The organism is Xylophilus sp. GW821-FHT01B05, assembly GCA_038961845.1.
In the GTDB taxonomy this organism is placed as follows: Bacteria; Pseudomonadota; Gammaproteobacteria; order Burkholderiales; family Burkholderiaceae_C; genus Xylophilus.
Genome location: CP152408.1, coordinates 1462546 through 1487930, shown reverse-complemented (window position 1 = coordinate 1487930; position 25385 = coordinate 1462546). Strand labels below are relative to the sequence as shown.

The following is a 25385-nucleotide window of genomic DNA, read 5'->3' as shown; positions in this document are numbered from 1 at the left end:
TCCACACCACTGCAGTCCTACTCATGCCCATCGCCCTGGAACACCCCAACCAGCCGGAGATCATTCGTCTCATCGATGAACTCGACGCCTACCAGCGGCCCTTGTACCCGCCAGAAAGCCACCACGGCATCGACATGGCGGCGCTGAGCCAGCCCAATGTGCTGTTTGCCGTCGCACGCGGCCCGGCGGGCAATGCCATCGGCTGCGCGGCGGTGGTCTTGAATGCGGACTACGGCGAGATCAAGCGCATGTTCGTGCGTCCCGCACAGCGGGGCCAGGGCATTGCCGAGGCCTTGCTGGGCTTCCTCGAAGCCCAGGCGGCGGCCAAGAGTTGCCGCCTGCTCCGGCTCGAAACCGGGGTGCGCCAGGCTGCGGCGATCCGTTTTTACGAGCGCAGCGGCTACAGCCGCAGCGGGCCGTTCGGCGACTATGCGGATGACCCGCTGAGCGTGTTCATGCACAAGCCCGCGCCCGAAATATGACATTTGAAGCACCTGGCCACCCAAATGCGGAGTAGGCTGCACCCGCGAGATTAAGGGTTTTCCCTTAATTCGACTCGCAAGGCCCCGCCAGGACCAGACGGTCGGCCGTCCCAGACCACGCCGCCCAGGAGAAAAACATGTCCAGTTCCACACGCCGAGGCCGCCACGTCGCCGCCCAGATCGCCGAGATTGCCATGGCCTCGCCCCAGGTCGTGGCCCATCGCATGGCCCGCATGGCCGCTGCCGGCCCGCAGCCGACCGCACGCGACCAGAAGGAATTCCACCTGATGGGCGCAGAGAAGGTGGCCGCCTTCACCGAATCCTGGAATGCCATGGGCCTGCAGATGCTGCGGGCGCAGCAGGAGATGGCCATGTCCATGGCACGCGCCTGCTGGTCGCCCTGGATGGGTGGCGGCATGCCTTCGATGGCGCGCGCCGCCCAGCAGATGCAGGGCGCCACCCTGGGCGTGCTGAACCAGGGACTCACCCCCATCCGGCGCCGGGCCGTGGCCAACGCCAAGCGGCTGGCGCGCACGCGCTGACAAATCCCCCAACTTGCAGGAAAAAAGGACCATGCAACTCGTAGGAATGCTCGACTCCCCTTATGTGCGCCGCGTCGCCATATCACTGCAGTTGCTGGGCCTGCGCTTCGAGCACCAATCGCTCTCGGTGTTTCGCAGCTTTGCAGAGTTCCAGCAGATCAACCCCGTGGTGAAGGCGCCAACCCTGGTCTGCGATGACGGCGAGGTACTGATGGACTCCAGCCTGATCCTGGACTACGCCGAGGCACTGGCCGCGCCGGCCAAGAGCCTGATGCCCACCGACATCACCGCGCGCCAGCATGCGCTGCGGTGCATCGGTCTGGCGCTGGCGGCCTGCGAGAAGAGCGTGCAGATCGTCTACGAGCATGAGCTGCGACCGGCAGAGAAGCTGCACCAGCCCTGGCTGACGCGCGTGACCGGGCAGTTGCAGGCGGCCTTCGATGCGCTCGAAGCGGGGTTGGCCCATGCCCATGGCGCCCCGCTCGCAACCCCGGACCAGGCCACCATCAGCACGGCCGTGGCCTGGCATTTCGCGCAGCAGATGGTGCCGGGGCAAGTGGAGGCGGCGCGCTATCCCGGCCTGTGCGCGCTCTCGGCGCAGGCCGAGGCGCTGCCGGCATTCCGGGCTGCGCCGCACGGGCCGGGCACCGTGATCCAGCCCGGCTGACAGAATTCAAGCCAAATAGGCCTCTAGCCCAGGCGGGGCCTGGGCTTCTAGCTATAAAAAATAGAGCTTAGGCCCGCCACATCACTGGCGGATCACGTCCGTGCCCGCAGGCGGCTTGAAGTCGAAGGTGCTGGCGGGCAGCGCCAAGTTGGACTGCAGGTTGCTGAAGCTCAGCACCGAGCGCTGGCCAAAGCTGTCGAGGATGTCGAGCGCAGCCAGTTGGTCGTTCTTGAAGCCCACGCGCACGTTCTGCAATTGGCCGTCACGGCTCTTGGGCGTGGCGGTGACCCATTGCAGGCCGTCGCGGTCGGGCTCGGCCTGCAGGGTGAAATCCTTCTCCAGCGCCTGCAGGTTGGGCGCCGACGCAATCAGCGCCGCGGGCGTGGAGCCCAGCACTTGCGATTGCTGACGCGCGGTGACCTGGTTCAGGTCCACGTCGTACATCCAGAGCGTCTTGCCGTCGGCCACCAGGGTCTGCGCAAAAGGCTTGGTGTAGACAAACCTGAAGCGGTTCGGCCGCTGGAATTCAAAGGTGCCGGTCGAGGTCTTGCTGCGCGCGGCCTCGCCGGTGCGCGCCGGTGCGGTCACGGTCTGGGTGAAGTCAGCCCGGCCGCTTTGCGCGCCGCGCATGAAGCCTTCAAGGCTGGACAGGCCATCAGCCCAGGCAGGGCCTTGGCCTATAGCTACAAAAGCAATAGCAATCGAAGTGCGCAGCAGAAGCGCGCGGCGGCGGAGGTGCAGGGTCATGCAAAAGGCTTTCGGGGCGGCCCCTTGGGCCGCGCTTATTCGTCCCGCGTAGGGACCAGGATGTCGCGCTGGCCAGCACCATTCATGGCACTGACCATGCCGGCTTTTTCCATATCTTCGACCAGCCGCGCGGCGCGGTTGTAACCGATCTTCAGGTGGCGCTGCACCAGCGAAATGCTGGCCTTGCGGTTCTTGAGCACCACTTCCACGGCCTGGTCGTACATCGGGTCTTTCTCTGCATCGCCACCGTCGCTGCCGGGGTAATCGGTGCTGTCGCCGTCGACGGTGCCGCCTTCGAGCACGCCCTCGATGTAGTTGGGCTCGCCGCCCTGCTCTTTCAAATAACTGACAACGCGATGCACTTCTTCATCGCTCACGAACGCGCCGTGCACACGAACCGGCAGGCCGGTGCCGCTGGCCATGTAGAGCATGTCACCCATGCCCAGCAGCGCCTCGGCGCCCATCTGGTCGAGGATGGTGCGGCTGTCGATCTTGCTGCTGACCTGGAAGGCGATGCGGGTCGGGATGTTGGCCTTGATCAGGCCGGTGATCACGTCCACGCTGGGGCGCTGGGTGGCCAGGATCAGGTGGATGCCGGCGGCGCGCGCCTTCTGCGCCAGGCGGGCAATGAGTTCTTCGATCTTCTTGCCGACCACCATCATCAGGTCGGCCAACTCGTCGATCACCACCACGATGTGCGGCAGGCGCTCCAGCGGCTCGGGGCTGTCGGGCGTCAGGCTGAAGGGGTTGTAGATGAATTCCTCGCGCGCCTTGGCGTCGTCGATCTTGACGTTGTAGCCGGCCAGGTTGCGCACGCCGAGCTTGCTCATCAGCTTGTAGCGGCGCTCCATCTCTGCCACACACCAATTCAGGCCGTGGGCCGCCTGCTTCATGTCGGTGACCACCGGCGCCAGCAGGTGCGGAATGCCTTCGTAGACCGACATTTCCAGCATCTTGGGATCGATCATGAGCAGGCGCACGTCGCGCGCCTCGGCCTTGTAGAGCAGCGACAGGATCATGGCGTTGATCCCGACCGACTTGCCCGAGCCGGTGGTGCCGGCCACCAGCACGTGTGGCATCTTGGCCAGGTCGGCCACTACCGGGTTGCCGATGATGTCCTTGCCCAGGCCCATGGTCAGCATGGACTTGCCTTCGTGGTAGACCTGCGAGCCCAGGATTTCGCTGAGCTTGATGGTCTGGCGCTTGGCGTTGGGCAGCTCCAGCGCCATGTAGTTCTTGCCGGGAATGGTCTCGACCACGCGGATCGACACCAGCGACAGCGAGCGCGCCAAGTCCTTGGCCAGGCCCACAATCTGCGAGCCCTTCACGCCAGTGGCGGGCTCGATCTCGTAGCGCGTGACCACCGGGCCAGGCGAGGCCGCAATCACATGCACCTGCACGCCGAAGTCCTTCAGCTTCTTCTCGATCAGGCGGCTGGTCATCTCCAGCGTCTCGGGCGACACGGTCTCGCGGTGCTGCTGCGCGCCGTCGAGCAGGTCGACCTGCGGCAGCTTGCTGTCGGGCAACTCGGTGAACAGCGGCTTCTGGCGCTCCTTCACCACGCGCTCGCTTACGGGCACCTCGCGCAGCACTGGCTCCACCGCCGTTGGCATCTTGACCGGCAGCGGCTGGTGGTCGATCTCCACCCGCTCCTCCTGCAGCACCACTTCGCGCTCGCGGGCAGCACGCTTGCCAGCGGCCTTGTCCTCAGCGATCTCGCGCTTCTCGCGCCGGGTTTCGACCAGCGCATAGAGCCAGCCACCAAGACGCTCGGCCACATGCCCCCAGGAAAAGCGGAACACCAGCGCCACGCCAAACACCACGAAGGCGATGCACAGCAGGCCCGAACCGGTAAAGCCCAGCCATTTCACGCTGGCCGGCCCGGTGACAAAGCCCAGCACGCCGCCGCTGTGCCCGCCAGGCAGCCGGTCTTCAAAGCGGTACAGGCGCGACCACTCCAATGCCGTACTGGCGCACAACAGCACCACCAGGCCCACCCAGAAAGCGATGCGGCTGGAGTCCCAGGACTTGGGCTCGACCGCATCGCCGCCGCGCATCCAGCGCGCCAGCGACGCCAGCCAGGCACGCACGCCCGCCGCCAGGCACCACCAGACGGAGTAGCCAAGCAAAAAGTAGCTGCTGTCGGCCACGATGGCGCCGATACGGCCGCCCCAGTTGGCCACCCGCGCGCCGATCGCACCAGTGGTGGACCAGGCCGGGTCCTGCGCTGAATAGCTGAGGATGGCGATCAGCCAGAACATCAGCCCGATCAGGCCGACGATCAGCGCCAGTTCATGCATGAAGCCGCCAGTTGCGGTCTTCTGCTGCCCCTTGCCGGCAGCACTGTTGTTCAAGGTATTGAGAGAGTAGGTCATAGGGCAAGCGCGTCGAGCTTACTCCAAGCACTCTTGGTTACACAGCATCCACGGGAGTGGGCTCGGCGGGCGGCGCGGCCCCTTCATGCACGAGCATGGAGCCGTCCTCCTTGACCTCGATGAAGCCCCGTTCTTCCAGATCTTTCATCACGCGGCTGACCATCTCGCGCGATGCGCCGACCATCTTGGCCAAGTCCTGGCGCGAGATCTTCTCGCAGACCAGGCCGCCGTCCCCGCCCCCTTCGGGCACCGCCGCGTCGAGCAGCACGCGCGCCACGCGGCCATAGACATCCATCAGCGCCAGCGACTCGATGGTGCGGTCGGCCTGGCGCAGGCGCCGCACCAGCCCGTGCATCACCACGTGCCCCACCGAACCCTCGGGCGGCAGGCAGCGCAGAAAGGCGGCACGGTCCAACACCAGCGCATCGGTCTGGATTTCCGCGCGCACCGTGGCCGAATGCGGCTGACCGTCGATCAGGCTCATTTCGCCCACCGGATCGCCAGAGCGCAACGTGGCGTAGATGACCTCGCGGCCGCGCGCATCGGCCGACACCACCCGGGCCCGCCCGGAGACCAGCACATACAAGGCGTCGGACCGCTGGCCGCCTTCGACCAGCACCTCGCCGCGCTTGAAACGCCGCTTGGACACCGCACTTGCAAGAAACTGCGCCTGTTCACCCGTGAGCAGGGCAAACAGCGGCACCCGGCACAACAGCTCCAGATCGGACACCATCGACATGATTCGCTCACCCTTGTTGTAGACCACCTGCATTCATCGCTTCTTACAATCGTGGCGATTGAAAACCCACGCGGCGCGGCGGCGCCTACAGCGCCATACTCGGTGCGCCGAGCAGCCAAGCACACCACCCCGGAGCAGGCACAAGACCTGCAGTCCATCTGTTGTTTCCCCCGACTTTTACCATGTCCACATCCCAGCACGCCAAAGTTCTCATCCTCGGCTCCGGCCCCGCCGGCTATACGGCGGCAGTCTACGCGGCCCGTGCCAATCTCGATCCCGTGCTGGTCACCGGCATGGCTCAGGGTGGCCAGCTGATGACTACCACTGAGGTCGACAACTGGCCAGCCGATGTCATGGGCGTGCAGGGCCCGGAGCTGATGCAGCGCTTCCAAGAGCACGCCGAACGCTTCAAGACCAAGATCGTGTTCGACCACATCAACAAGGTCGACTTCAGCCAGCGCCCCTTCACCCTCACCGGCGACAGCGGCAGCTACACCTGCGACACCCTGATCATCGCCACCGGCGCCTCGGCCAAGTACCTGGGCCTGCCGTCGGAGCAGGAATTCATGGGCCGCGGCGTCTCGGGCTGCGCCACCTGTGACGGCTTCTTCTACCGCGAGCAGGAAGTCTGCGTGGTCGGCGGCGGCAACACCGCCGTGGAAGAAGCGCTCTACCTCTCCAACATCGCCAGCAAGGTCTACCTGGTGCACCGCCGCGACAAATTCCGCGCCGAGCCCATCCTGCTCGACAAGGTGGCCGAGAAAGTCGCCGCCGGCAAGATGGTGCTGAAGACGCACCAGGTGCTGGACGAAGTGCTGGGCGACCAGAGCGGCGTTACCGGCGTACGCCTGAAGCAGGCAGACGGCAGCGCCACCGAAGACCTGGCGCTCAAGGGCTGCTTCATCGCCATCGGCCACCAGCCCAACACCGACATCTTCCAGGGCCAGTTGGACATGAAGGACGGCTACATCGTCACCAAGTCCGGCCTGCAAGGCTTTGCCACCATGACCAGCGTGCCCGGCGTCTTCGCCGCCGGCGACGTGCAGGACCACATCTACCGCCAGGCCATCACCAGCGCCGGCACCGGCTGCATGGCCGCCCTGGATGCACAGCGCTTCCTGGATCAAGAAGGCAAGATCTAGCCGCCCGGCCCTTCTCTTCCCCAAGGGCCGCTGCGCCCGGCCGCCCGAAGCGGCCCGCCCGCCCCCAGACGGGGGTTGGCGAAGACACGAAGTGCGGAGCCTGGGGATGAGCTATACTCTTTGGCTTTGCTGAATTTGACCGGTGCACCTTGTGCCGGGCGCTTTCCGGTAAACCCGGGTTACCGCCACCCATTCCTGGCGAGGTGAGGCTCCCACACTCTCTGTGGCAGCCGTTTTAAGTATCGGAGTGTCCTCATGGCACGCGTATGTGAAGTCACGGGCAAGGGCCCGATGGTCGGGAACAATGTTTCCCACGCCAACAACAAAACCAAGCGCCGGTTCCTGCCGAACCTGCAATACCGCCGTTTCTGGGTCGAGACCGAAAACCGTTGGGTGCGTCTGCGCATCAGCAACGCAGGCCTGCGCCTGATCGACAAAAATGGTATCGACTCCGTGCTCGCCGACCTGCGCGCACGCGGCCAAGCGTAATAGGAGCACTGCACCATGGCAACCAAAGGCGGACGCGAAAAGATCAAGCTGGAATCCACTGCGGGTACCGGCCACTTCTACACCACGACCAAGAACAAGAAGACCATGCCCGAGAAGATGTCGATCACCAAGTTCGACCCGAAAGCTCGTAAGCACGTCGAATACAAGGAAATCAAGCTGAAGTAATTCAGCCTGCCCTTGAAAAAGCCGCCCGGCCTTGCGCCCGGCGGCTTTTTTGTTGTCTACGCAAGCTGGGCAGCGATCAGGCGCCCCATGTCGCGGTAAGCCTCCTCCACGACTGGCGTGAAAGGCATGCCGCAGCTCAGGCGCAGAAAGCGCTCGTAGCGGCCAGTGTTGGAAAACATCGGCCCCGGCGCCACGCGTATACCCATGGCCAAGGCCTCGTCGAACAGGCGCATGGATGACACGCCCGGCGGCAGTTCCAGCCACAGGCTCAGACCGCCCGGCGGCAGGCTGAGCCGGGTGCCGATCGGGAAGTGACGCGCAATCGCCTGGGCCGCACTCTCGCGCTGGTGCCGCAGCCGGGTACGCATGCGGCGCAATTGCCGGTCGTAGGCCGGCGTATCGACACTGCGTGCCGCCAATAGCTGGGACCAGGTCTGCATGTTGCGCGTGCGTGCGAACTTCAGCATCTGCACCCGCGCCTGCCAGCGCCCGGCGCTCATCCAGCCCTGGCGCAGGCCGGGCGCAGAGCTTTTGCTGAGCGAGGCGCAGTAAATGACATGACCGCTGCTGTCCCAGGCCTTGGCCGGATGCAGAGGCCGCGGGGATTCGACGAACTCGCGGTAGATGTCATCCTCGATCAGCGCCAGCCCATGCTCAGCGCAAAAGGCGACCAGCCGCTGCTTGTGCGCATCAGGCATCACCGCGCCCTGCGGCATCTGCAGGTGCGGCACAACCACAACGGCCTTCAGGCGCGGCTGGCTGCGCGCCGCCAGCTCCAGCGCCTCCAGCGAAATGCCAGTGTGCGGACTGCTGGGGATCTCCAGCGCCTGCAGCCCCTGGGACTCGATCGCCTGCAGGATGCCGAAAAAGGTAGGCGACTCCACGGCCACCACATCGCCCGGCTCAGCCACCGCATCCAGCGCCAGGTTCACCGCCTCCGAATTGCCATGCGTGGCGAGCACCTCGCTCGGCGCCACATTGACACCAAAGGTCAAAGCATGGCGCGCCATGGCCGCCTGGAATTCCGGGTGCGTGGTGGGCGCCGAGGGTCCGTAGACCAGGATATTGGGCTGCTCCCGCAGCACTGCCATTGCCAGCCGATTGAGTGCGGCCGCGTCGAATAGCTCAGGCGCCGGCATGGCACTGCCCAGATCCAGGCGCAGGGCGCCAGCGCGGCGCCCCTTCTCCAAAATCAGCGAAATGCGCTCGTTCACGCCGATGAAAGAGGCTGTCTCGGGCGCCAGCGGAGCCTGCAGATCCGGCTCGCGCGCCGCAGGCAGCCGCGTCAGCGCCGGATCACGCACAAAGTAGCCCACCCGTGGCCGCGCCTCCAGGCAACCCTGCTCCTCCAGCAGCCGCAGCATGTGCAGCGCCGTGGACAGGCTGACGCTGTGGCGCTGCATCAGCTCGCGTACAGAGGGCATGCGCACACCCGGCGCAAGCGTGCCTTGCGTGATCGCCTGGCGGTAATGGCTGGCGAGCCGCTGGTACAGCGGATCGTCCGGCATTGAGGGAAGCGGGGTTTGCACGGATGACAGCATGGTACGGCCATCTTGCCTGAGAAGCCTGTACCGCAACAGATACAGCCAGAGGCCAAGCGGTGCATAACAGCGCCAAGGAAACCGCACTGCTACGCACGAGGAAGCCCACTGCTGTGCCTGCCCGAAAAACAGACGCACTTCTACGCTAGGGGCTCATTCTCAGCCGAGGTTTCCCATGTCATCTTCCCCCACCTATCGCCTGGCAGCCCACCAGGAACAGTTCTTCCTTTTGCAGGAAGGCGATGAACTGCGCTGCCTGGCGGGCCGTTTGACACTGCGCCATGCGGCCAGCGACACCTATCCCACAGGCAAGCAGATGCTCGTGCCATCGCAAGCCTGGCGCGCCAACGGCGCTACGGCACTGACCGTGGAATCTCAGGAAGATGCAGTGCTGAGCCTGACATCAAGGCCACCGCAACAGAAAACCGCGCAGATCAGCAGTGCGACACGCCTGCTCCAATTCGCCCTACGCTGGCGCCGCAGCCCAGGCTAAACCAAGAACACCGTGGATCTGGCTCCGCCAGTCCACAGGCGTTGCCCCCGGAAGGGGGTTGGCGGAGACACGAAGTGCGTAGCCTGGGGGCGAGCCCTTATCGACGCGGCGTGATCGGCGGCCGGCCGGGAATGTGGCGGAAGGTGATACGACCCTTGGTCAGGTCATAGGGCGACAGCTCCAGCGAAACAGCGTCGCCCGCGATCACGCGAATGTTGTGCCGACGCATCTTGCCGCCGGTGTAGGCCACCAACTGGTGGCCGTTGTCCAGCGTCACGCGGTAGCGGGAGTCGGGCAGGATTTCGTCAACCCGACCTCGCATTTCAATCAGTTCTTCTTTGGACATGGCATTCCTTTACGTATTGGTGATGAATCTGCCCGGCGCGGCATTGACGGAGGTGGCTCACGCATCCCCGTAGCGGACGGGAATGTGGGGGGCGAAAGCGATAGGCGCTTCGCCCGCAGCGTCCGGTCGTGGCGACGGGCTGCTGCGGCAGGCAAATGGTGGAAAGACGGCCGGGAACGCGTAGCGGAGCGGGCCGAGAATCCGCAGAAAAACATCCTCCGGGGATGCTGCGCGAACATGGCGACCGGGGCCGTCATGCTGCGAACCCTCTATTGTAACGACCTGGCCCGTATCCTGCTGATATGAGTGGTGCGTACGCGCCACGCAAAAAGCCGCCGGGCCTTATGGGCCGGCGGCTGAGGATCAAGGCCAAGCGCAAGCGTTTCAGGCGTGGGCTGCGCGCAAGCGGATGGAGAATTCGCGCAAAGCAGCAATGCCGCTTTCTTCCGCGCGGCGGCACCAGGCCTGCAGGTCGGCAGTGAGCTGCTCGCGCGAATGCGTGGTGTTGAGCCAGAGTTGGCGCAACTCTTCGCGCATCACCAGCATCTTGTCGAGCACCGGGTGGGCTGCACGGGCCTGCGCCAACTGGGGCAGCGCAGACGCCGGCACTTTTTCGGTGTCGCGGTGCAGCCAGCGCTTGGCGGACTTGAGGGCAGACACATCAGCCTGACGCGACTTGAGCGCTTCGATTTCGTCGCGACAGGCGCTGCGCACGCCACGGGCATAGCCGGCCATGACTTCGTAGCGGTTGGTGATCAATGCCTCGAGGGTTTTCTCGTCGGCCACAGGCTTGACGACGCCCATCTGCAGCTTCGGGGCCGTCTTCTTGACGGTGGCCCAGCCGATCTTGCGCATCATGCTGATGTAGACCCAGCCGATGTCGAACTCGTATTTCTTGACCGAGAACTTGGCCGAGGTCGGGTAGGTGTGGTGGTTGTTGTGCAGCTCTTCGCCGCCAATGATCAGGCCCCAGGGCGAGATGTTGGTGCTGGCGTCCTGCGCCTCGAAGTTGCGGTAGCCCCAGTAGTGGCCAATGCCGTTGACGACGCCGGCGGCCCAGACCGGGATCCAAAGCATCTGCACGGCCCACACGGTAAAGCCCAAGACGCCGAACAGCGCGACGTTCAGGATCAGCATCAGGCCCACGCCCTGCCAGCTGAAACGGCTGTAGAGGTTGCGCTCGATCCAGTCGTTGGGCACGCCGTGGCTGAACTTGGCGATGGTTTCCTTGTTCTTGGATTCCGCCCGGTACAGCTCGGCACCGCGCCACATCACGGTGTCGATGCCGCGGGTCTGCGGGCTGTGCGGGTCTTCCTCGGTCTCGCACTTGGCGTGGTGCTTGCGGTGGATGGCGACCCATTCGCGCGTGACCATGCCGGTGCCCAGCCACAGCCAGAAGCGGAAGAAGTGCGACGGAATGCGGTGCAGATCCAGCGCGCGGTGCGCTTGCGCACGGTGCAGGAACACGGTCACCGAGACGATGGTGATGTGGGTGGTCACCAGCGTGTACAGCACGATCTCCCACCAGGAAAAGTTCAGCAGACCATTGCTGAGCCAATCGATGGCGGCGTTGAAGACAGCCGAGTCGGGAAAAACCATAGTCAAAAACCTCTTGACGAGGGAATCGTCAGGTAGTCGGCGGATGCCAAAAAAACAAGCACCTATTTTAGTGTGCCCAAGCCCATGAAAAGTTCGGTTAACCCCAACTTTTCACAGACATTAAACGAACTTCAGGGCTTTTTAGACCAAACCGCTGCAAAAAAGCCGTCTGTTTGATGCACATGGGGCCACAAACGCAGGTATTCGCCACCCGTTACCGGGCCTTGGCACAGGCTTGGGGCGTTGGGCACTTTGAGCTGGGTCAGCAGTTCTGCCGCGTCCAGCGGCTCGAAATCGGGATGCGCCTGGGAAAACGCTGCTGCGATGGCCTCGTTTTCCTCGGGCAGCACGCTGCAGGTGGCGTAGACCAGACGGCCGCCTGGCTTTACCAGGCGGGCAGCGCTTTCCAGGATCGCGGTCTGCTTGGCCGTCAGTTCCTGCACCGACTGCGGCGACTGGCGCCATTTCAGGTCAGGGTTGCGGCGCAGCGTGCCCAGGCCGGAGCAAGGCGCATCGACCAGCACGCGATCGATCTTGCCGGCCAGGCGCTTGACGCGGTCATCGCGCTCGTGGGCGATGGCAGCCGGGTGCACGTTGGACAGGCCGCTGCGCGCCAGCCGCGGCTTGAGGGCGTCGAGCCGGTGCGCCGAGGTGTCGAAGGCGTAGAGCCGGCCGGTGCTGCGCATGGTGGCACCGACGGCCAGGGTCTTGCCGCCGGCGCCAGCGCAGAAGTCGACCACCATCTCGCCGCGCTTGGCGTCGAGCAGCAGGGCCAGCAGTTGCGAGCCTTCGTCCTGCACCTCGATGGCGCCGCGGGTGAAGACGTCGAGCTTGGTCAGCGCCGGCTTGCCTTCAATACGCAAACCCCAGGGAGAAAACGGGGTCGCTACTGATTTAATAGCTATCTTCTTAAGCTCCGCCTGGACTTCAGCCCTTTTTTCCTTCAAAGCGTTGACGCGCAAGTCCAGCGGCGCACCGTTCTGCAGGCTCTCGGCCAGCGCCCAGAAGCCGGTACCGACCTGGGCCTTGAGCGGCGCGGCCAGCCATTCAGGCAGGTTGTGGCGGTGCGGCTCCAGCAGGTCGGCGGTATTGATCTGGTCGCACTGGTCGAGCCAGTTTTTCTCCTGGTCGAAGAGCGCGCTTTTCAGGAAGTCGCGCGGGCCGTGGAAGCCGAGGATGGCCAGGCGGCGCTCCTTGGCGCCACTGCCCGAGCGGGCCAGGTGCTCGTAGCGCAGTTTCTGGCGCAAGACGTTGTAGACGGTCTCGGCCAGCGTGGCGCGCTCGCGCGGCCCGAGGCCGCGATGGTCGCGAAAGTAACGGGAGACGACGGCGTCTGCGGGGTGTTCGAAGGTCAGCGTGAGCCGCACCAATTCGGCGCAGGCGTCCAACAGGGCTTTAGGATGCATGCCCCGATTGTCCCACCCCGCCCTTCCCCACCCTTGCCGCTATCGCACGCGGCGTGCAAATACCGGGGCGAAGGCCTTGCGCTCGATCTCGTCCAACGTGGGCGAATCGCCGGCCCACAGCGCCAATACCGGGCCGGGCAGCTCCAGCGTGCGCTCCAGGCTGCGGCAGATGTCGAAGCGGTCTTCATCGTGCAGGTCCGGCAGCTCGATGAAGAGCAGGTAGCAGCGGCGGTACGGGAACTCGCGCAGGTTGCGTCGTACCAGCCAGGCGCGCGCCAGTGGCTCGCAGCGCTGCAGGCCTACCTTGAGCAGGCCCAGCTCGAACTCGTTCAGATCATGGTGCGCGATGGCGGAGAACCAGGGCGGCGTGGTCAGTTCTTCCCAGGCGCTGCCCTCGGCCGCTTCGGCCTGCTTGCGCCGCTCGCGCCAGCGCTTGAGCGCGGCATCGTCATACAGCGTGTACGCATCGATGACCTCCAGCGCAGCCACGGCCCGGCTGCTGGCCCACCAGCGGTGGCCCGGGCTGCTGCTGTACAGGCGTTCCAGCAGCGCCAGGCACTGCGGGCGCTCGACCGGCGGCAGGCACTGCGCCAAGCCCTGCAACGCGCGCGGATGGTCCGCGCTGATCTCCAGCGCGCGCCGGTAGTGCGGCTGTGCGTCGGCATGCGGATCAAGGCGCTGGCACAGGTCGCCGAGCTCGGCCATTTCCTCGGCGTTGTTGCTGGCGGCGCCCTGTAGCAATTCGTCCGTGCGCGCGCGCAGGCGGGCCAGCCAGGCGTGGTGCGCGCGCCAGTGCTCGGTGTGCTGCTCGCACCACTCGCGGTCGAAATGCTCGATCCACTGCGCCACACGCGGCCCCAGCAAGGCCAGCGCCGGGCGGGTGGACCAGTCTGGCAGTGCAGGTTTCTGCGCCAGGGCCTCCAGCCGGTCGCGCAGCCCCGGATGGGTGTCATCCACCTGGCTGATGCTGCGCAGCGCCTGTTGCAAGGCCTGCCGGGCAAAGGCCTCGTCCGGTGGCAAGGCCAGCAGGCGCTGGAGAGCGCCAAACGGCCCCAGCGGGCGCCCATGCAAGGCGGCGGCGTGCCAATGCGCCGGCCAGAATTCCTGCGCCAGCCAGGCGCCCTTGATCTCGATCTCTGTCAGCGCGGCCGCCGCCACCGGTGCTCCCAGCAACCGGCCGGCGATACGGTCGGCCTCATACTCATCCTGGCGTGCCAGGGCGAAGGTGCGCGCCGCAAAGCGCGGGAAGTACCAGTTCAGGAAGGCCTGGGTCGCAGCCATCGCCACGCCCTGGCTGCGTCGCATCCCCTGGTAGAGCCGGCCCCAGCTCAGGCGCGTGCGGTAGATCCAGGCGCTGACGCGGCCGTGGTCGCCACGCAGATGGCCGTATTCGTGCGCCAGCACCGCCAGCAGGCGCGGCTTGTCGAGCGCCATCGCCAGCGGCAGGCCGATGGCCAGTTCATTGATCGAGCCGCCAAACAGGCCGTAGCGCGGACGCTGGCTGACGCAGGCATTGAAGTCGGCGTTGACGTAGACCCGATGGATGGGTGGCCCCTTGATTTTGGAACGGATGCGCTCCAGCGCCTGGAACAGCGCCGGCGCGTCGTCCGCCGTGATCGGCAGGCCATCGGGCGGATCCAGGCGCAGCCACAGCGCACGCAGGCCGGACCACAGCAGGCCCGCGGCAAATGCCAGCAGCCACAGCCACGCCACCCGAAAACGCCCGCCCGCCAGCCAGAGGCTGGCAACCCACCACAGGAGGGCGCAGGCCAAGGCCACGCAGGCGATGACCCAGGCATAGCCCAACGCGGCAAAGGCCATGACGCGGCGCCGATAGGCGGCGCTGTTGTCCGCACTGGCATGCTCGCTCAGGCGCACAAGATGGATAAAGTCGGCCTCGTCCACGTTTCCCTGCCCTGTTGTAACCCGTTGTATTGCGCAGCATCTTAGAACGTGTTTGCGATCTCTATGGGGTCGCGCAAGTGTCTTTGCGGGATGGGATGCAAGGCGCGGTGCGCCGTCCATAGCTTGGCTATGGACAAGCGCCGCAACGCCGCAGACCGCCCGCAAAGACACTTGCCCGAAGGGTTGGAGTGAAATCGGGCGATTGAGCACCCCGGCCCCTTGCATGGGCCAAAGCCCATGCGGCGGGATCCAGGCCACCCACTCATCCCGATTGCACTCCAACGCGATCCCCATACAGATCGCAAACACGTTCTTAGCCATGACCCACGACCTTCCACCGCTCATCGAAACGCCCCCGGGCACCTACCGCCACTACAAGGGCGGGCTCTATGAGGTGCAAGGCACCGTGCGCCACAGCGAGACGCTGGAGCCGATGACGCTGTACCGCGCGCTGTACGGTGAAGGTGGCCTGTGGGTACGGCCGGCGGCGATGTTTGCCGAGGAAATTGTGGTGGACGGCCTGCGGCAGCCGCGCTTCGCCCGATTGCCTTAAACGGCGTCCGCCGCGCCGCGCGGCAACTCCAGCGTGGCGACCAGCCCGCCGCCGGCGCGGTTGCGCAGCACCAGGCTGCCGCCATGGCGGCGCGCGATGTCATGCGCGATCGACAGCCCCAGGCCGATGCCGCCCGAATCCCGGTTGCGCGAGGCTTCGACGCGGTAGAACGGCGCAAGCACCCGCTCCAGCTCGACCTCGGGCAGGCCGGGGCCGCGGTCGGCCACCTCGATGCGCAGCCGTTGCGGATCATCGATGAGCTGGATCTCTGCGCTGCCGCCATAGCGCACCGCGTTCTCCACCAGGTTGCACAGGCAGCGGCGCAACGCCGAGGGCTGCGCCGGCAAGGGCACGCACTGGCCGCTGACGCTGACCGCCTGGCCGGCGTCCTGCTGGTCGTCGGCCATGCTGGTGGCCAAGGCGACGATGTCCAGCGGCACCATGGCCTCGGCGTCAGCCGCGCCGCGCAGGTAGTCGAGCGTGGCGCGCAGCATGGCCTCCATTTCAGCGATGTCGCGGCCGAAGCGCAGGCGGGCGTCGGCGTCTTCCAGCACCTCGGCGCGCAGGCGCATGCGGGTCAGCGGGGTACGCAGGTCATGCGACACGGCCGCGACGAAGCGGTCGCGGTCATCCATCTGGCGGCGAATCTTGGCCTGCATGCCATTGAACACCCGGGTGGCCTCGCGGCATTCGGTGGTGCCTTCCTCGGCCATGGGCGGGCGGTAGATGTCCTGCCCCAGCTCCTGCGCGGCAGCGACCAATCTGCGCACCGGCTGCGCCAGCCAGCGCGCGCCGACCCAGGCCGCCAGCAGCAGCGCGGCCAGCCGTACGCCGATGTCGAGCAGCAGGCCCTCGGGCGGCCACAGCGGCGACTCATCGGGCATGGGCGGTGGCGGTGGTCGCCCAAAGGGCATGGCCTCGGCGCCCGGCGGTGGCGGCGGCCGCATGCCGAACTCTTCGTGCCGCAGCTCGAACAGCAGCGTCAGCGCCAGCACATGGCTGACCAGCGCCGTGACAAACAGCAGCAGCGCGAGCCGGCCAAACAGGCTGGCCGGCAGCAGCCGCGCGGCCCACGCAGACAGCCGCTGCCAGCGGTTGGCTTGCGTGGCCATGCGGGCTAGGCCTGCACCGAACGTGCGTTGAAGATGTAGCCCGCGCCGCGCACCGTCTTGATCATGGTGGGCGCGCGCGGGTCGTCGTCCAGCTTCTGGCGCAGCCGCGACACCAGCAGGTCGATGCTGCGCTCGAAGGCCTCCATGCTGCGGCCGCGCGCCTGCTCCATGAGCTGGTCGCGGCTGAACAGGCGGCGTGGCATGGCCAGGAAGGTGGTGAGCAGGCGGTATTCCGCATTGGACAGCGGCACCACCACGCCCTGCGGCGATACCAGGCGGCGCTCCTGCCGGTGCAACTGCCAACCGTCGAAGCTGGCCACGTCCTGCAGCAGCGAGGTGGGCGAGGCGGCCGCGCGGCGCAGCACGGTCTGGATGCGCGCCACCAGCTCGCGCGGCTCGAAGGGCTTGGCCATGTAGTCGTCGGCGCCCAGCTCCAGCCCCAGCACGCGGTCATAGGCATGGCCGCGCGCGGTGAGCATGATGATGGGGAGGCGCGAGGTGGCGCGCACCTCGCGCGCCAGCGTCAGGCCGTCGGTGCCGGGCAGCATGATGTCGAGCACCAGCAGGTCGATGCGCTGCACCGCCAGTTGGGCACGCATGGTTTCGCCGTCGCCGGCGACGTGCACGCCAAAGCCGAAGCGCGCCAGGTAGTCGTGCAGCAAAGTGGTGATGTCGGTGTCGTCGTCGACAACCAAGATCTGGGGCGGTGCTTTCGTCATGGGTAGGTGTGTCCTGCTGCCGCAGTAGTGTAGGAGGATCGCCTTTTGCGCAAAAGCCTCGAACAAGGCCGGAAACACCCCGCTTTTCCCCGCGCCAAAGGGCTTTTCGTACCAGCCCCGGTACGTGGCCGACAAACATGATTTACCCCTTCTTTGCAGAATCGTTGCGTCTGCCAGACAGGTATTCCTGGGCAGCTTTGCACCGCAGAAAGGATGTTTCATGACGACGATCAACGGAGCCGGCAGCAGCGCCGGCAGCGCATGGTCTGCCATGCAGACGGCAAGGGACGCACGCCGGGCCTGGATGGAGAAGGAGATGTTCTCCGAGACCGACAGCGACGGCAGCGGCAGCGTGGACGGCACCGAGCTGCAGACCGTGCTCGACAAACTGTCCAGCGCCACGGGCGGCAGCACGGCCAAGGCGTCCGATCTGGTGAGCCAGTTCGGCACCGACGGCACGCTCAGCCAGGACCAGCTCACCCAGGCCATGCAAAGCCTGATGCCCCAGCGCTCGACCATGGACTTTGCACAGTCGCGCAGCAGCGACAGCACCAGCGCCCAGGGCACGGCCGGCGACGACCTGTTCGGCAAGGTCGACAGCGACGGTGACGGCAAGCTGAGTGCGGCCGAATTCCAGGCGCTGCAGCAGAAGATGTCCGGCCAGACCGACACCAGCAGCACCGACAGCGCGGCCAGCAAGCTGTTCGCCCAGTTGGACACCGATGGCGACGGCAGCCTGAGCCAAGCCGAGTTCGACGCCGGCCGCCCTTCGGCGCAGGGCGGCGGCCAGGGCATGGCGGGCGGCATGCCACCGCCGCCACCTGACAGCACCAGCAGCACCTCGGCCAGCAGCAGTGGCCGCAGCACCAGCGCCACGACCTACGACCCACGCGACACCAACAAGGACGGCGTGGTGTCGGCGGAGGAACTGCTGGCAGCAGGCTCCACCTCCAGCACTGACAGCACCGACCCGCTGCAGGCGCTGTTCAAGGCGGTGGACAGCGACGGGGATGGCCGCATCGGCCGCGACGAGGCCGCCGTACTGTCGCAAAAAATCACCGAAGCGCTCAATTCGCTCAGCACCGGCAGCACGTCTTCATCCAGCAGCAGCACCGACAGCACGGGCAGCCGCAACGGCAACTTCGACCTGTCGCAGTTGGCGCAGCTGGTACTCAAGCAGTACGAGCAGGTCGGCGCCTCTGCCAGCAGCGGCAGCAGCACCGGCTCCACGCTCAGCGTGGTGGCTTGAGGTTTTTTAAAGAAAAGTGCCTCTAGCCCAGGCCACGCCTGGGATATTAGCTATTCTTTAGATAGCAACCCAGCCAACACCCGCGGGTACAGCAGGTGCTCTTGCGTGAGCACCCGCGCGGCCAGCGCGTCGGGCGTGTCGCCGGGCAGCACCGGCACCACGGCCTGGCCCAGGATCGGGCCCAGGTCCAGCTCGGCCGTTACCCGGTGCACCGTGCTGCCGGCAAATGCGCAGCCAGCCTCGATCGCACGGCGGTGCGTGTGCAGCCCCGGGAAGGCCGGCAGCAGCGACGGGTGGATATTGACCATGCGCCCCCCATAGTGGCCGACAAAGCCGGGCGTCAGGATGCGCATGAAACCCGCCAACACCAGCAGCGCCGGATCGTAGCCATCGATCAGCGCGGCCAGCGCCGCATCGAAATCCTCACGCGTGGCGTAGGCCTTGTGGTCCAGCGCCTGCGTGGCAATGCCTTGCTCGGCCGCCCAGGCCAGGCCGGCGGCGTCGGCGCGGTTGCTGATTACTGCTGCCACACGGGCGCCAAAACGCCGCTCCCAAGCCTCGCGCTGCGCGGCCTGCACGATGGCCTGCATGTTGGAGCCGGCGCCCGAGATGAGAATGACGAGGTTTTGGTTTTTCATTTGGGCCGGCATTATGGCAATCAGACCTCTCTCTCTTCTTGAATCCCGCGTGCTTGGCACGCTGATGGAAAAGGCACGCACCGTGCCCGACAGCTATCCGCTGACGCTCAACGCCGTCGTCTCCGGCAGCAACCAGAAGTCCAGCCGCGAGCCGGCCATGCAGGTGACCGACGCCGAGGCGCAAGAGGCACTGGACGAACTCAAGCGCCTGGCCCTGGTGTTTGAGACCAGCGGTGGCCGCGCCACGCGCTGGGAGCACAACTTCGAGCGCGCCTACGGCGTGCCCGGCGCCGCCGCCGCGCTGCTCGGCCTGCTGATGCTGCGCGGCCCGCAAACCGCGGGCGAGCTGCGCATCCACACCGAGCGCTGGCACCGCTTTGCCGACATCTCCTCGGTCGAGGCCTTCCTGGACGAGCTGCAGGAGCGCAGCGACGAAAAAGGCGGCCCGCTGGTGGTACGCCTGCCGCGCGCCCCCGGCGCCCGCGAGGCGCGCTGGGCGCAGCTGGTATGCGGGCCGGTGGACGCCAGCGCATTCGCCGTGGCCGGCAGCGCCCCCACCGCCGCGCCCAGCGGCCTGCTGGCACGGGTCGAGGCGTTGGAGGCCGAGGTGGCCGCACTGCGCGAAGAGATCGCGGCATTGCGTGGCGGCTGAATGTCGCCGCCCGGACACGGTTGAATCGAACGACCGTGCTAAAAATGCCGCTTCCCTGGAGACAACGCTATGGATTTGGCTTTTACCCCTGAAGAACAGAACTTCCGCGAGGAGATCCGCGCCTGGGTGCGCGCAAACCTTCCCACGGACATTGCCGACAAGGTGCACAACGCGCTGCGCCTGACCCGCGAAGACCACCAGCGCTGGGCCCGCATCCTGGGCAAGAAGGGCTGGCTCGGCCACGCCTGGCCCAAGGAATTCGGCGGCCCGGGCTGGAACGCGGTGCAAAAGCATTTGTTCGAAGAAGAATGCGCACTGGCCGGCGCGCCGCGCGCCCTGCCCTTCGGGCCGGTGATGGTGGCGCCGGTAATCATGGCCTTCGGCACTGCCGAGCAGCACCAGCGCTTCCTGCCCGGCATCGCCAGCGGCGATGTCTGGTGGAGCCAGGGCTACAGCGAGCCGGGCTCGGGCTCTGATCTGGCATCGCTCAAAACGCGCGCCGAGCGCCAGGGCGACAAATACATCGTCAACGGCCAGAAGACCTGGACCACGCTCGGCCAGTACGGCGACTGGATCTTCTGCCTGGTGCGCACCAGCACAGAAGGCAAGCCGCAGACCGGCATCAGCTTTTTGCTGATCGACATGAAGAGCCCGGGTCTGAGCGTGCGGCCAATCAAGCTGCTGGACGGCGAGAGCGAGGTCAACGAGGTGTTCTTCGACAACGTCGAAGTGCCGGCCAACAACCTCATCGGCGAAGAGAACAAGGGCTGGACCTACGCCAAGCACCTGCTCAGCCACGAGCGCACCAACATCGCCGATGTGAACCGCTCCAAGCGCGAGCTGGAACGGTTGAAGCGCATCGCCAAGACAGAAGGCGTCTACGACGACCCGCGCTTTCGCGACGAGATCGCCAAGCTCGAAGTCGACGTCGTCGCACTCGAAATGCTGGTGCTGCGCGTGCTCTCGGCCGAGAAGTCGGGCAAGAATTCACTCGACATCGCCGGCCTGCTCAAGATCAAGGGCAGCGAGATCCAGCAGCGCTATAGCGAGCTGATGATGCTGGCCGCCGGCCCCTTCAGCCTGCCCTTCATCGAAGACGCCATGGCAGCCGGCTGGCAAGGTGATTTCCCTGGCGGCGTGGTGGCGAACGCGCCGCTGGCCTCGACCTACTTCAACTACCGCAAGACCACGATCTATGGCGGCTCCAATGAAGTTCAAAGAAACATCGTGGCGCAGACCGTTCTCGGCTAGCGCCGTAGAACGGTCCGCGCCTTGCGCGACAACACCGCTCCCCCACACCCCCTCCAAGAGGGGGCTCCAGCAAGAGCTTCGCTAAAAAGAGTTTTCTTCTATGGACTTCGATTTTTCTGACGACCAACAGCAGTTGCGCGATGCGGTACACCGCTGGGTGGACAAGGGCTATGGCTTTGAGCGCCGCCGCGGCATCGTGGCCGAAGGCGGCTTCTCGCGCTCGGCCTATGGCGAACTGGCCGAGCTGGGCCTGACTGGCCTCTACATTCCCGAAGCCGATGGCGGCTTGGGGCTGGGCCCGGTCGAGGGCATGGTGGTGATGGAAGAATTGGGCCGCGGCATGGTGCTGGAGCCACTGGCGCAGACGCTGATCGCCGGCGCCGTCCTCGCCAGCTACGCGCCCGCAGCGCTCAAGGCCGATTGGCTGGGCGGCATTGCCTCTGGCGACAAACTGGTGGTGCTGGCCTACCAGGAGCGCAAGGCGCGCTACCAATTGGACGTGTGCGCAACCACCGCCAGCGCTGCCGGCGCGGCCTACACGCTGTCGGGCAGCAAAAGCATCGTGCCCGCAGGCGACCAGGCCGACGCCTTCCTGGTGCCGGCTCAGTTGGGCGGCAAGATCGCCCTGTTCCTGGTCGAGCGCAGCGCCGCTGGCGTCAGCACCCAGGGCTACGGCACGCAAGACGGCAGCCGCGCGGCCGAAGTCGTACTGCAGAACGCGCCGGCCCAATTGGTGACCACCGACGGCCTGGCCGCGCTGGAGCACGCGGTAGACATCGGCATCGCCGCCACCTGCGCCGAAGGCGTCGGCGTGATGGAGCAGACCCTGGCCCTGACGGTCGAGTACATGAACACGCGCAAGCAGTTCGGCGTGGCCATTGCCAGCTTCCAGGCGCTGCGCCACCGCGTGGCCGACATGAAGATGCAGCTGGAGCTGGCGCGCTCCATGAGCTACTACGCCAGCTTGAAGCTCAACGCCCCGGCAACTGAGCGCCGCGCCGCGCTGGCGCGCGCCAAGTACCAGTTGGGAGTCTCCATGCGCTTCGTCGGCCAGCAGTCGGTGCAGTTGCACGGCGGCATCGGCGTGACCGACGAGTACATCGGCAGCCACTGCTTCAAAAAACTGACCCAGCTGGAAATCAGCTTTGGCGACACGCTGCACCAGTTGGGCGAGGTGTCGGCGCGCATGCAGGACACGGCCGGCGCATTTGCCTGAAACCATGCCTCCCAAGCGGCCTGCGGTCGGTTCCGCGGTGATCCACAAAAAATAAAGAAGACCACCCCATGATCGCTCGTCGCCTTTTCCTGGGGCTGCTGCCCGCGCTGCTCGCCGCCGGTTGCGCCACTGGCCCATCGCTCACCGAAGCGCCGCCCATCGTGTTCGTGCACGGCAACGGCGACAGCGCTGCGGTCTGGCAAAGCACCGTCTGGCGCTTTGAATCCAACGGCTGGCCACGCGAACGCCTGTACGCGATCGACCTGCCCTACCCGCTGTCACGCGACGACGACAGCAAGGCCCAGCCGGGGCGCACGTCCACCGCCGAGCACATGGCTTTTTTAAAGTCCGAGGTCGACAAGGTCTTGCAGGCCACCGGCGCGAGCAAGGTCGTGCTGATCGGCAACTCGCGCGGCGGCAATGCCATCCGCAACTACATCCAGAACGGCGGCGGCGGCAGCCGCGTGAGCCACGCCATCCTCGGCGGCACGCCCAACCATGGGGTCTGGGCCGTCAAGGGCGTGCGTGAAGGCAATGAGTTTTCCGGCACCGGGCCCTTCCTGACGGCGCTCAACGCGCCCAAGAATGCCGCCGGCGACGAGGTCACGGGCCCGGTCCGATGGCTCACCGTGCGCTCGGACAACAACGACAAGTTCGCCCAGCCTGACGGCGTGTGGATTGGCTCCAAGGGCACGCCCACCAACGTGACGTCTGAAGGGCCGGCGCTCAAGGGCGCGACCAACGCCGTGCTGGCGCGCGTCGATCACCGCGAGACCTCGTTTTCTCCCGCCGCCTTCGAGGCCAGCTACCGCTTCATCACCGGCAAGGCCGTGCAAACGCTGCGGGTCCAAGCCGAGGCATCAGTGCTGCTCAACGGCAAGATCACCGGCCTGGGCCTCAGCCCCACCGACCCGGCCTCGGGCAACTACGCCAACAACCTGGCGCTGCCGGGCGCGCAACTGGCGGTGTATGCCACCGATGCGGCCACCGGCGCCAGGCAGGGTGACGCGGTGCACAGCAAGACCGTGGGTGCCGATGGCCGCTGGGGGCCTTTTGCCGCGCAGGCCGGTGTGCCGTATGAATTTGTCATCAGCGCGCCGGGCTATGCGACCACCCACATCTACCGCAGCCCCTTCCCGCGCTCCAGCACGCTGGTGCACCTGCGCGCCGAGCGCCTGGCCGACGCTGACAAAAGCGCCCAGTCCAGCATCACGCTGACGCGGCCGCGCGGCTACTTCGACGCGGCCCGCGACAGCATGCTGTTTGACGGCAAGGCCCTGCCGGGCGTGCCGCCCACGGGCGCCGGTGTCTCCAGCTCGAAGATCAACCTGGCGCAAGGCGGGCTGCGCCCGATTGCGGCGGAATTCAACGGTGAAAAGATCACCGGCCAGACTTGGCCGGCCGCCAGCAACCATGTGGTGGTGCTGGAGCTGACTTACTGAGCCTGTTGGCTCACGCCAGCAGGCGCGATGACTTCGGCACGTGCGCCATCAAGAACTCCATCTGGTCCGCCAGGATGCGGCGGTTGCGCAGGATGAAGTCTTCCCACAGGCTGGGCACATAGGGCGTGTAGAGCAGCGGCATGTGGGCCTGCTCGGGCGTGCGGTGGCTCTTGCGGTGGTTGCAGGGGCGGCAGGCGGTGACCACGTTCATCCAGGTGTCTATGCCCTTTTGCGCGAACGGGATGATGTGCTCGCGCGTCAGGGCCTCTTCGTGGAAGTGGTTGCCGCAGTAGGCGCAAACGTTGCGGTCGCGCAAAAACAGCTTGGCATTGGTCAGGCCGGGGCGCAGCTGGAACGGGTTGATGTTGGGCACGCCGCGCGTCCCGATGATGCTGTTGATCGCAATTTGCGACTGCTCACCGGTCTGCGCATTGGTGCCGCCGCGGAACACGGCGATGCGCTGCCCCGATTCCCAGCGCACTTCGCCAGCGGCGTAGTGGATCACGGCCTGCTCCAGGCTGATCCAGGATTGCGGCAACCCTTGGGCCGACAGCTTCAAGACCTTCACGACACAACTCCTAGAAAGGTGCCGGTTAGAGAAGACTGTTCGCCGGCACACGTTGCAGATGTCTCGCACCCGGTGCGCCGCTTGCCAGGCAGCACGCCCGTTGGGGCCGGCAGACTGCAGGCCCTAAGTCACAATATACCCCGTTCATGACAATTCCGTGCCGATAGCAAGCAGTACCTGAGGGTTCTGCTATCAAAAAGATAATGACCATGAAGGTGTTTCGCGGTTTCCACCACCCTGGCCTGGCGCCGGCCTGCGCGCTGACCATAGGCAACTTCGACGGCGTGCACCGGGGCCACCAGGCCATGCTCGCGCTGCTGAAGAACGAGGCCCGGCACCGCGGCGTGCCCAGCTGCGTGCTGACCTTCGAGCCCCATCCGCGCGATTACTTCGCCGCCACGCACGGCAAGGCCAGCCTGGCGCCAGCGCGCATCAGCACGCTGCGCGACAAGCTTGGCGAGCTGGAGAGCTGCGGCATCGACCAGGTGGTGATCCTGCGCTTCGACGCCCTGTTGGCGGCTGAGTCGGCCCAAGGCTTTATCGACCAGGTGCTGGTGCAGGGCCTGGGCGTGCGCTATGTGCTGGTAGGTGATGACTTCCGCTTTGGCGCGCAGCGCGCGGGCGACTACGCCATGCTGGATGCCGCCGGCGCCGCCGCCGGCTTTGATGTGGCGCGCATGATGAGCTACGAGGTGCACGGCCTGCGCGTGTCCAGCTCGGCGGTGCGCGAGGCGCTGAGCAACGGCCAGATGGAGCGCGCCGCGCAACTGCTGGGCCGCCCCTACAGCCTGAGTGGCCATGTGGTGCACGGCCGCAAGCTGGGGCGCGCGCTGGGGGCCTCGGCGCCCGACCGGGGTGATGGCTTTCGCACCCTGAATTTGCGCTTTTCGCACTGGAAGCCGGCGGCGGCGGGCATCTTCGCGGTGCTGGTGCATGGCCTGGGCGCCACGCCGCTGCAGGGCGTAGCCAACATGGGCGTGCGGCCGTCGCTGGACCCGTCGGATGTCAACGGCGGGCGGGTGCTGCTGGAGACGCATTGCCTGGACTGGCCAGCGGAACTGGGTACTGAGGGGGCGTACGGTAAAATCATCCGCGTGGAACTGCTGCACAAACTGCACGACGAATTGCGCTACACCAGCCTCGATGCCCTGACGACGGGCATCGCCAAGGATTGCGAAGACGCGCGTGCCTTTTTTGCCTCGCGGCACGGCCAGACCCACCGCCAAACCTCACGCGACCGAATTTGAAGCCCGAGCCGTGCCGGCATCGGCACCGTGCTGCCGCCCTTCGACAGGCTCGGGGCGAACGGCTTGCCCCCTTCCATTC

Annotated in this window: 26 protein-coding genes; 14 read left to right on the top strand and 12 right to left on the bottom strand. The window is 66.1% G+C overall.

The genetic code is table 11. From position 1 onward, the window contains the following. Positions 1-23: 23 nt before the first annotated feature. The 3 genes from AAFF27_07035 to AAFF27_07025 all read left to right on the top strand — a co-directional run bounded on the left by AAFF27_07035 (position 24) and on the right by AAFF27_07025 (position 1691). Positions 24-482, top strand: a complete 459-nt coding sequence (locus AAFF27_07035) for a GNAT family N-acetyltransferase (protein XAH24939.1) — start codon at positions 24-26, stop codon at positions 480-482. Between the two features lie 137 nt (positions 483-619). After that, positions 620-1024, top strand: a complete 405-nt coding sequence (locus AAFF27_07030; protein XAH24938.1) for a polyhydroxyalkanoate granule-associated phasin — start codon at positions 620-622, stop codon at positions 1022-1024. A gap of 31 nt (positions 1025-1055) precedes the next feature. Further along, a complete protein-coding gene (locus AAFF27_07025) occupies positions 1056-1691 on the top strand; it encodes a glutathione S-transferase (protein ID XAH24937.1) in 636 nt (211 codons plus the stop codon). A gap of 81 nt (positions 1692-1772) precedes the next feature. Here AAFF27_07025 and lolA read toward each other — a convergent pair whose 3' ends face one another. The 3 genes from lolA to AAFF27_07010 form a co-directional block, all read right to left on the bottom strand. Next, positions 1773-2408, bottom strand: a complete 636-nt coding sequence (lolA, locus tag AAFF27_07020; GenBank protein ID XAH26177.1) for an outer membrane lipoprotein chaperone LolA — start codon at positions 2406-2408, stop codon at positions 1773-1775. A gap of 65 nt (positions 2409-2473) precedes the next feature. Next, on the bottom strand, positions 2474-4813 hold the full coding sequence (locus AAFF27_07015) for a DNA translocase FtsK 4TM domain-containing protein (GenBank protein ID XAH24936.1): 2340 nt from the start codon (positions 4811-4813) through the stop codon (positions 2474-2476). Between the two features lie 37 nt (positions 4814-4850). Then, complete coding sequence (locus tag AAFF27_07010; protein XAH26176.1) at positions 4851-5552, bottom strand: Crp/Fnr family transcriptional regulator; 702 nt, start codon at positions 5550-5552, stop codon at positions 4851-4853. 182 nt (positions 5553-5734) lie between these two features. Between AAFF27_07010 and trxB the strand changes: the two genes are divergently transcribed. The 3 genes from trxB to rpmG all read left to right on the top strand — a co-directional run bounded on the left by trxB (position 5735) and on the right by rpmG (position 7369). Beyond that, positions 5735-6694: a thioredoxin-disulfide reductase gene (gene trxB, locus AAFF27_07005; GenBank protein XAH24935.1), complete on the top strand. Its 960-nt coding sequence runs from the start codon at positions 5735-5737 to the stop codon at positions 6692-6694. Positions 6695-6949: 255 nt separating this feature from the next. Beyond that, complete coding sequence (gene rpmB, locus AAFF27_07000) at positions 6950-7183, top strand: 50S ribosomal protein L28 (protein ID XAH24934.1); 234 nt, start codon at positions 6950-6952, stop codon at positions 7181-7183. Positions 7184-7198: 15 nt separating this feature from the next. Continuing rightward, positions 7199-7369: a 50S ribosomal protein L33 gene (gene rpmG / locus AAFF27_06995; protein ID XAH24933.1), complete on the top strand. Its 171-nt coding sequence runs from the start codon at positions 7199-7201 to the stop codon at positions 7367-7369. 56 nt (positions 7370-7425) lie between these two features. Here rpmG and AAFF27_06990 read toward each other — a convergent pair whose 3' ends face one another. Next, positions 7426-8877: a PLP-dependent aminotransferase family protein gene (locus tag AAFF27_06990; protein XAH26175.1), complete on the bottom strand. Its 1452-nt coding sequence runs from the start codon at positions 8875-8877 to the stop codon at positions 7426-7428. A 208-nt stretch (positions 8878-9085) separates the two neighbouring features. Between AAFF27_06990 and AAFF27_06985 the strand changes: the two genes are divergently transcribed. Further along, positions 9086-9403 carry a hypothetical protein gene (locus AAFF27_06985; protein ID XAH24932.1) on the top strand — a complete coding sequence of 106 codons (318 nt, stop codon included), beginning with the start codon at positions 9086-9088 and terminating at the stop codon, positions 9401-9403. Positions 9404-9500: 97 nt separating this feature from the next. Here the strand turns inward: AAFF27_06985 and infA are convergent, their stop codons facing one another. The 4 genes from infA to AAFF27_06965 all read right to left on the bottom strand — a co-directional run bounded on the left by infA (position 9501) and on the right by AAFF27_06965 (position 14659). Next, on the bottom strand, positions 9501-9749 hold the full coding sequence (gene infA, locus AAFF27_06980) for a translation initiation factor IF-1 (GenBank protein ID XAH24931.1): 249 nt from the start codon (positions 9747-9749) through the stop codon (positions 9501-9503). Positions 9750-10133: 384 nt separating this feature from the next. Next, positions 10134-11348 carry a fatty acid desaturase gene (locus tag AAFF27_06975; GenBank protein ID XAH24930.1) on the bottom strand — a complete coding sequence of 405 codons (1215 nt, stop codon included), beginning with the start codon at positions 11346-11348 and terminating at the stop codon, positions 10134-10136. A gap of 131 nt (positions 11349-11479) precedes the next feature. Beyond that, complete coding sequence (locus AAFF27_06970) at positions 11480-12754, bottom strand: RsmB/NOP family class I SAM-dependent RNA methyltransferase (protein ID XAH24929.1); 1275 nt, start codon at positions 12752-12754, stop codon at positions 11480-11482. A 39-nt stretch (positions 12755-12793) separates the two neighbouring features. Further along, complete coding sequence (locus AAFF27_06965) at positions 12794-14659, bottom strand: M48 family metallopeptidase (protein ID XAH24928.1); 1866 nt, start codon at positions 14657-14659, stop codon at positions 12794-12796. A 319-nt stretch (positions 14660-14978) separates the two neighbouring features. Here AAFF27_06965 and AAFF27_06960 point away from each other — a divergent pair, with 319 nt between their 5' ends. Beyond that, complete coding sequence (locus AAFF27_06960) at positions 14979-15212, top strand: DUF1653 domain-containing protein (protein XAH24927.1); 234 nt, start codon at positions 14979-14981, stop codon at positions 15210-15212. On the opposite strand, the gene AAFF27_06955 is transcribed toward AAFF27_06960, so the two are convergent. Then, on the bottom strand, positions 15209-16324 hold the full coding sequence (locus AAFF27_06955; GenBank protein XAH24926.1) for an ATP-binding protein: 1116 nt from the start codon (positions 16322-16324) through the stop codon (positions 15209-15211). The genes AAFF27_06960 and AAFF27_06955 overlap by 4 nt on opposite strands. 5 nt (positions 16325-16329) lie before the next feature. Beyond that, entirely contained in the window at positions 16330-17043 is a 714-nt protein-coding gene (locus tag AAFF27_06950; GenBank protein ID XAH24925.1) for a response regulator transcription factor, read from the bottom strand. Between the two features lie 220 nt (positions 17044-17263). Here AAFF27_06950 and xopAW point away from each other — a divergent pair, with 220 nt between their 5' ends. Then, positions 17264-18292, top strand: a complete 1029-nt coding sequence (gene xopAW, locus AAFF27_06945; GenBank protein XAH24924.1) for a XopAW family type III secretion system calcium-binding effector — start codon at positions 17264-17266, stop codon at positions 18290-18292. A 50-nt stretch (positions 18293-18342) separates the two neighbouring features. On the opposite strand, the gene purN is transcribed toward xopAW, so the two are convergent. After that, positions 18343-18930 carry a phosphoribosylglycinamide formyltransferase gene (gene purN / locus AAFF27_06940; GenBank protein XAH24923.1) on the bottom strand — a complete coding sequence of 196 codons (588 nt, stop codon included), beginning with the start codon at positions 18928-18930 and terminating at the stop codon, positions 18343-18345. A 13-nt stretch (positions 18931-18943) separates the two neighbouring features. Between purN and AAFF27_06935 the strand changes: the two genes are divergently transcribed. The 4 genes from AAFF27_06935 (at position 18944) to AAFF27_06920 (ending at position 23491) form a co-directional block, all read left to right on the top strand. Beyond that, positions 18944-19582, top strand: coding sequence for a YceH family protein (locus AAFF27_06935; protein XAH24922.1), 639 nt, complete (start codon positions 18944-18946; stop codon positions 19580-19582). Between the two features lie 69 nt (positions 19583-19651). Beyond that, positions 19652-20833 carry an acyl-CoA dehydrogenase family protein gene (locus AAFF27_06930; protein XAH24921.1) on the top strand — a complete coding sequence of 394 codons (1182 nt, stop codon included), beginning with the start codon at positions 19652-19654 and terminating at the stop codon, positions 20831-20833. 100 nt (positions 20834-20933) lie between these two features. Further along, positions 20934-22049 (top strand): acyl-CoA dehydrogenase family protein, encoded by a 1116-nt coding sequence (locus AAFF27_06925; GenBank protein XAH24920.1) that lies wholly within the window; start codon positions 20934-20936, stop codon positions 22047-22049. A gap of 68 nt (positions 22050-22117) precedes the next feature. Next, positions 22118-23491, top strand: coding sequence for an alpha/beta fold hydrolase (locus AAFF27_06920; GenBank protein ID XAH24919.1), 1374 nt, complete (start codon positions 22118-22120; stop codon positions 23489-23491). A gap of 10 nt (positions 23492-23501) precedes the next feature. Here AAFF27_06920 and AAFF27_06915 read toward each other — a convergent pair whose 3' ends face one another. Next, on the bottom strand, positions 23502-24059 hold the full coding sequence (locus AAFF27_06915; GenBank protein ID XAH24918.1) for an HNH endonuclease: 558 nt from the start codon (positions 24057-24059) through the stop codon (positions 23502-23504). A gap of 209 nt (positions 24060-24268) precedes the next feature. Between AAFF27_06915 and AAFF27_06910 the strand changes: the two genes are divergently transcribed. Continuing rightward, positions 24269-25306 (top strand): bifunctional riboflavin kinase/FAD synthetase, encoded by a 1038-nt coding sequence (locus AAFF27_06910; protein XAH24917.1) that lies wholly within the window; start codon positions 24269-24271, stop codon positions 25304-25306. Positions 25307-25385: the final 79 nt, after the last annotated feature.

Excerpts from the sequence above, each read along its gene's own strand:
- AAFF27_07035 (XAH24939.1), top strand. The coding sequence starts at position 24 with ATGCCCATCGCCCTGGAACACCCCAACCAGCCGGAGATCATTCGTCTC.
- AAFF27_07030 (XAH24938.1), top strand. The coding sequence starts at position 620 with ATGTCCAGTTCCACACGCCGAGGCCGCCACGTCGCCGCCCAGATCGCC.
- AAFF27_07025 (XAH24937.1), top strand. The coding sequence starts at position 1,056 with ATGCAACTCGTAGGAATGCTCGACTCCCCTTATGTGCGCCGCGTCGCC.
- AAFF27_07015 (XAH24936.1), bottom strand. The coding sequence starts at position 4,813 with ATGACCTACTCTCTCAATACCTTGAACAACAGTGCTGCCGGCAAGGGG.
- AAFF27_07010 (XAH26176.1), bottom strand. The coding sequence starts at position 5,552 with ATGTCGATGGTGTCCGATCTGGAGCTGTTGTGCCGGGTGCCGCTGTTT.
- trxB (XAH24935.1), top strand. The coding sequence starts at position 5,735 with ATGTCCACATCCCAGCACGCCAAAGTTCTCATCCTCGGCTCCGGCCCC.
- rpmB (XAH24934.1), top strand. The coding sequence starts at position 6,950 with ATGGCACGCGTATGTGAAGTCACGGGCAAGGGCCCGATGGTCGGGAAC.
- rpmG (XAH24933.1), top strand. The coding sequence starts at position 7,199 with ATGGCAACCAAAGGCGGACGCGAAAAGATCAAGCTGGAATCCACTGCG.
- AAFF27_06990 (XAH26175.1), bottom strand. The coding sequence starts at position 8,877 with ATGCCGGACGATCCGCTGTACCAGCGGCTCGCCAGCCATTACCGCCAG.
- AAFF27_06985 (XAH24932.1), top strand. The coding sequence starts at position 9,086 with ATGTCATCTTCCCCCACCTATCGCCTGGCAGCCCACCAGGAACAGTTC.
- infA (XAH24931.1), bottom strand. The coding sequence starts at position 9,749 with ATGTCCAAAGAAGAACTGATTGAAATGCGAGGTCGGGTTGACGAAATC.
- AAFF27_06975 (XAH24930.1), bottom strand. The coding sequence starts at position 11,348 with ATGGTTTTTCCCGACTCGGCTGTCTTCAACGCCGCCATCGATTGGCTC.
- AAFF27_06970 (XAH24929.1), bottom strand. The coding sequence starts at position 12,754 with ATGCATCCTAAAGCCCTGTTGGACGCCTGCGCCGAATTGGTGCGGCTC.
- AAFF27_06960 (XAH24927.1), top strand. The coding sequence starts at position 14,979 with ATGACCCACGACCTTCCACCGCTCATCGAAACGCCCCCGGGCACCTAC.
- AAFF27_06955 (XAH24926.1), bottom strand. The coding sequence starts at position 16,324 with ATGGCCACGCAAGCCAACCGCTGGCAGCGGCTGTCTGCGTGGGCCGCG.
- AAFF27_06950 (XAH24925.1), bottom strand. The coding sequence starts at position 17,043 with ATGACGAAAGCACCGCCCCAGATCTTGGTTGTCGACGACGACACCGAC.
- xopAW (XAH24924.1), top strand. The coding sequence starts at position 17,264 with ATGACGACGATCAACGGAGCCGGCAGCAGCGCCGGCAGCGCATGGTCT.
- purN (XAH24923.1), bottom strand. The coding sequence starts at position 18,930 with ATGAAAAACCAAAACCTCGTCATTCTCATCTCGGGCGCCGGCTCCAAC.
- AAFF27_06935 (XAH24922.1), top strand. The coding sequence starts at position 18,944 with ATGGCAATCAGACCTCTCTCTCTTCTTGAATCCCGCGTGCTTGGCACG.
- AAFF27_06930 (XAH24921.1), top strand. The coding sequence starts at position 19,652 with ATGGATTTGGCTTTTACCCCTGAAGAACAGAACTTCCGCGAGGAGATC.
- AAFF27_06925 (XAH24920.1), top strand. The coding sequence starts at position 20,934 with ATGGACTTCGATTTTTCTGACGACCAACAGCAGTTGCGCGATGCGGTA.
- AAFF27_06920 (XAH24919.1), top strand. The coding sequence starts at position 22,118 with ATGATCGCTCGTCGCCTTTTCCTGGGGCTGCTGCCCGCGCTGCTCGCC.
- AAFF27_06910 (XAH24917.1), top strand. The coding sequence starts at position 24,269 with ATGAAGGTGTTTCGCGGTTTCCACCACCCTGGCCTGGCGCCGGCCTGC.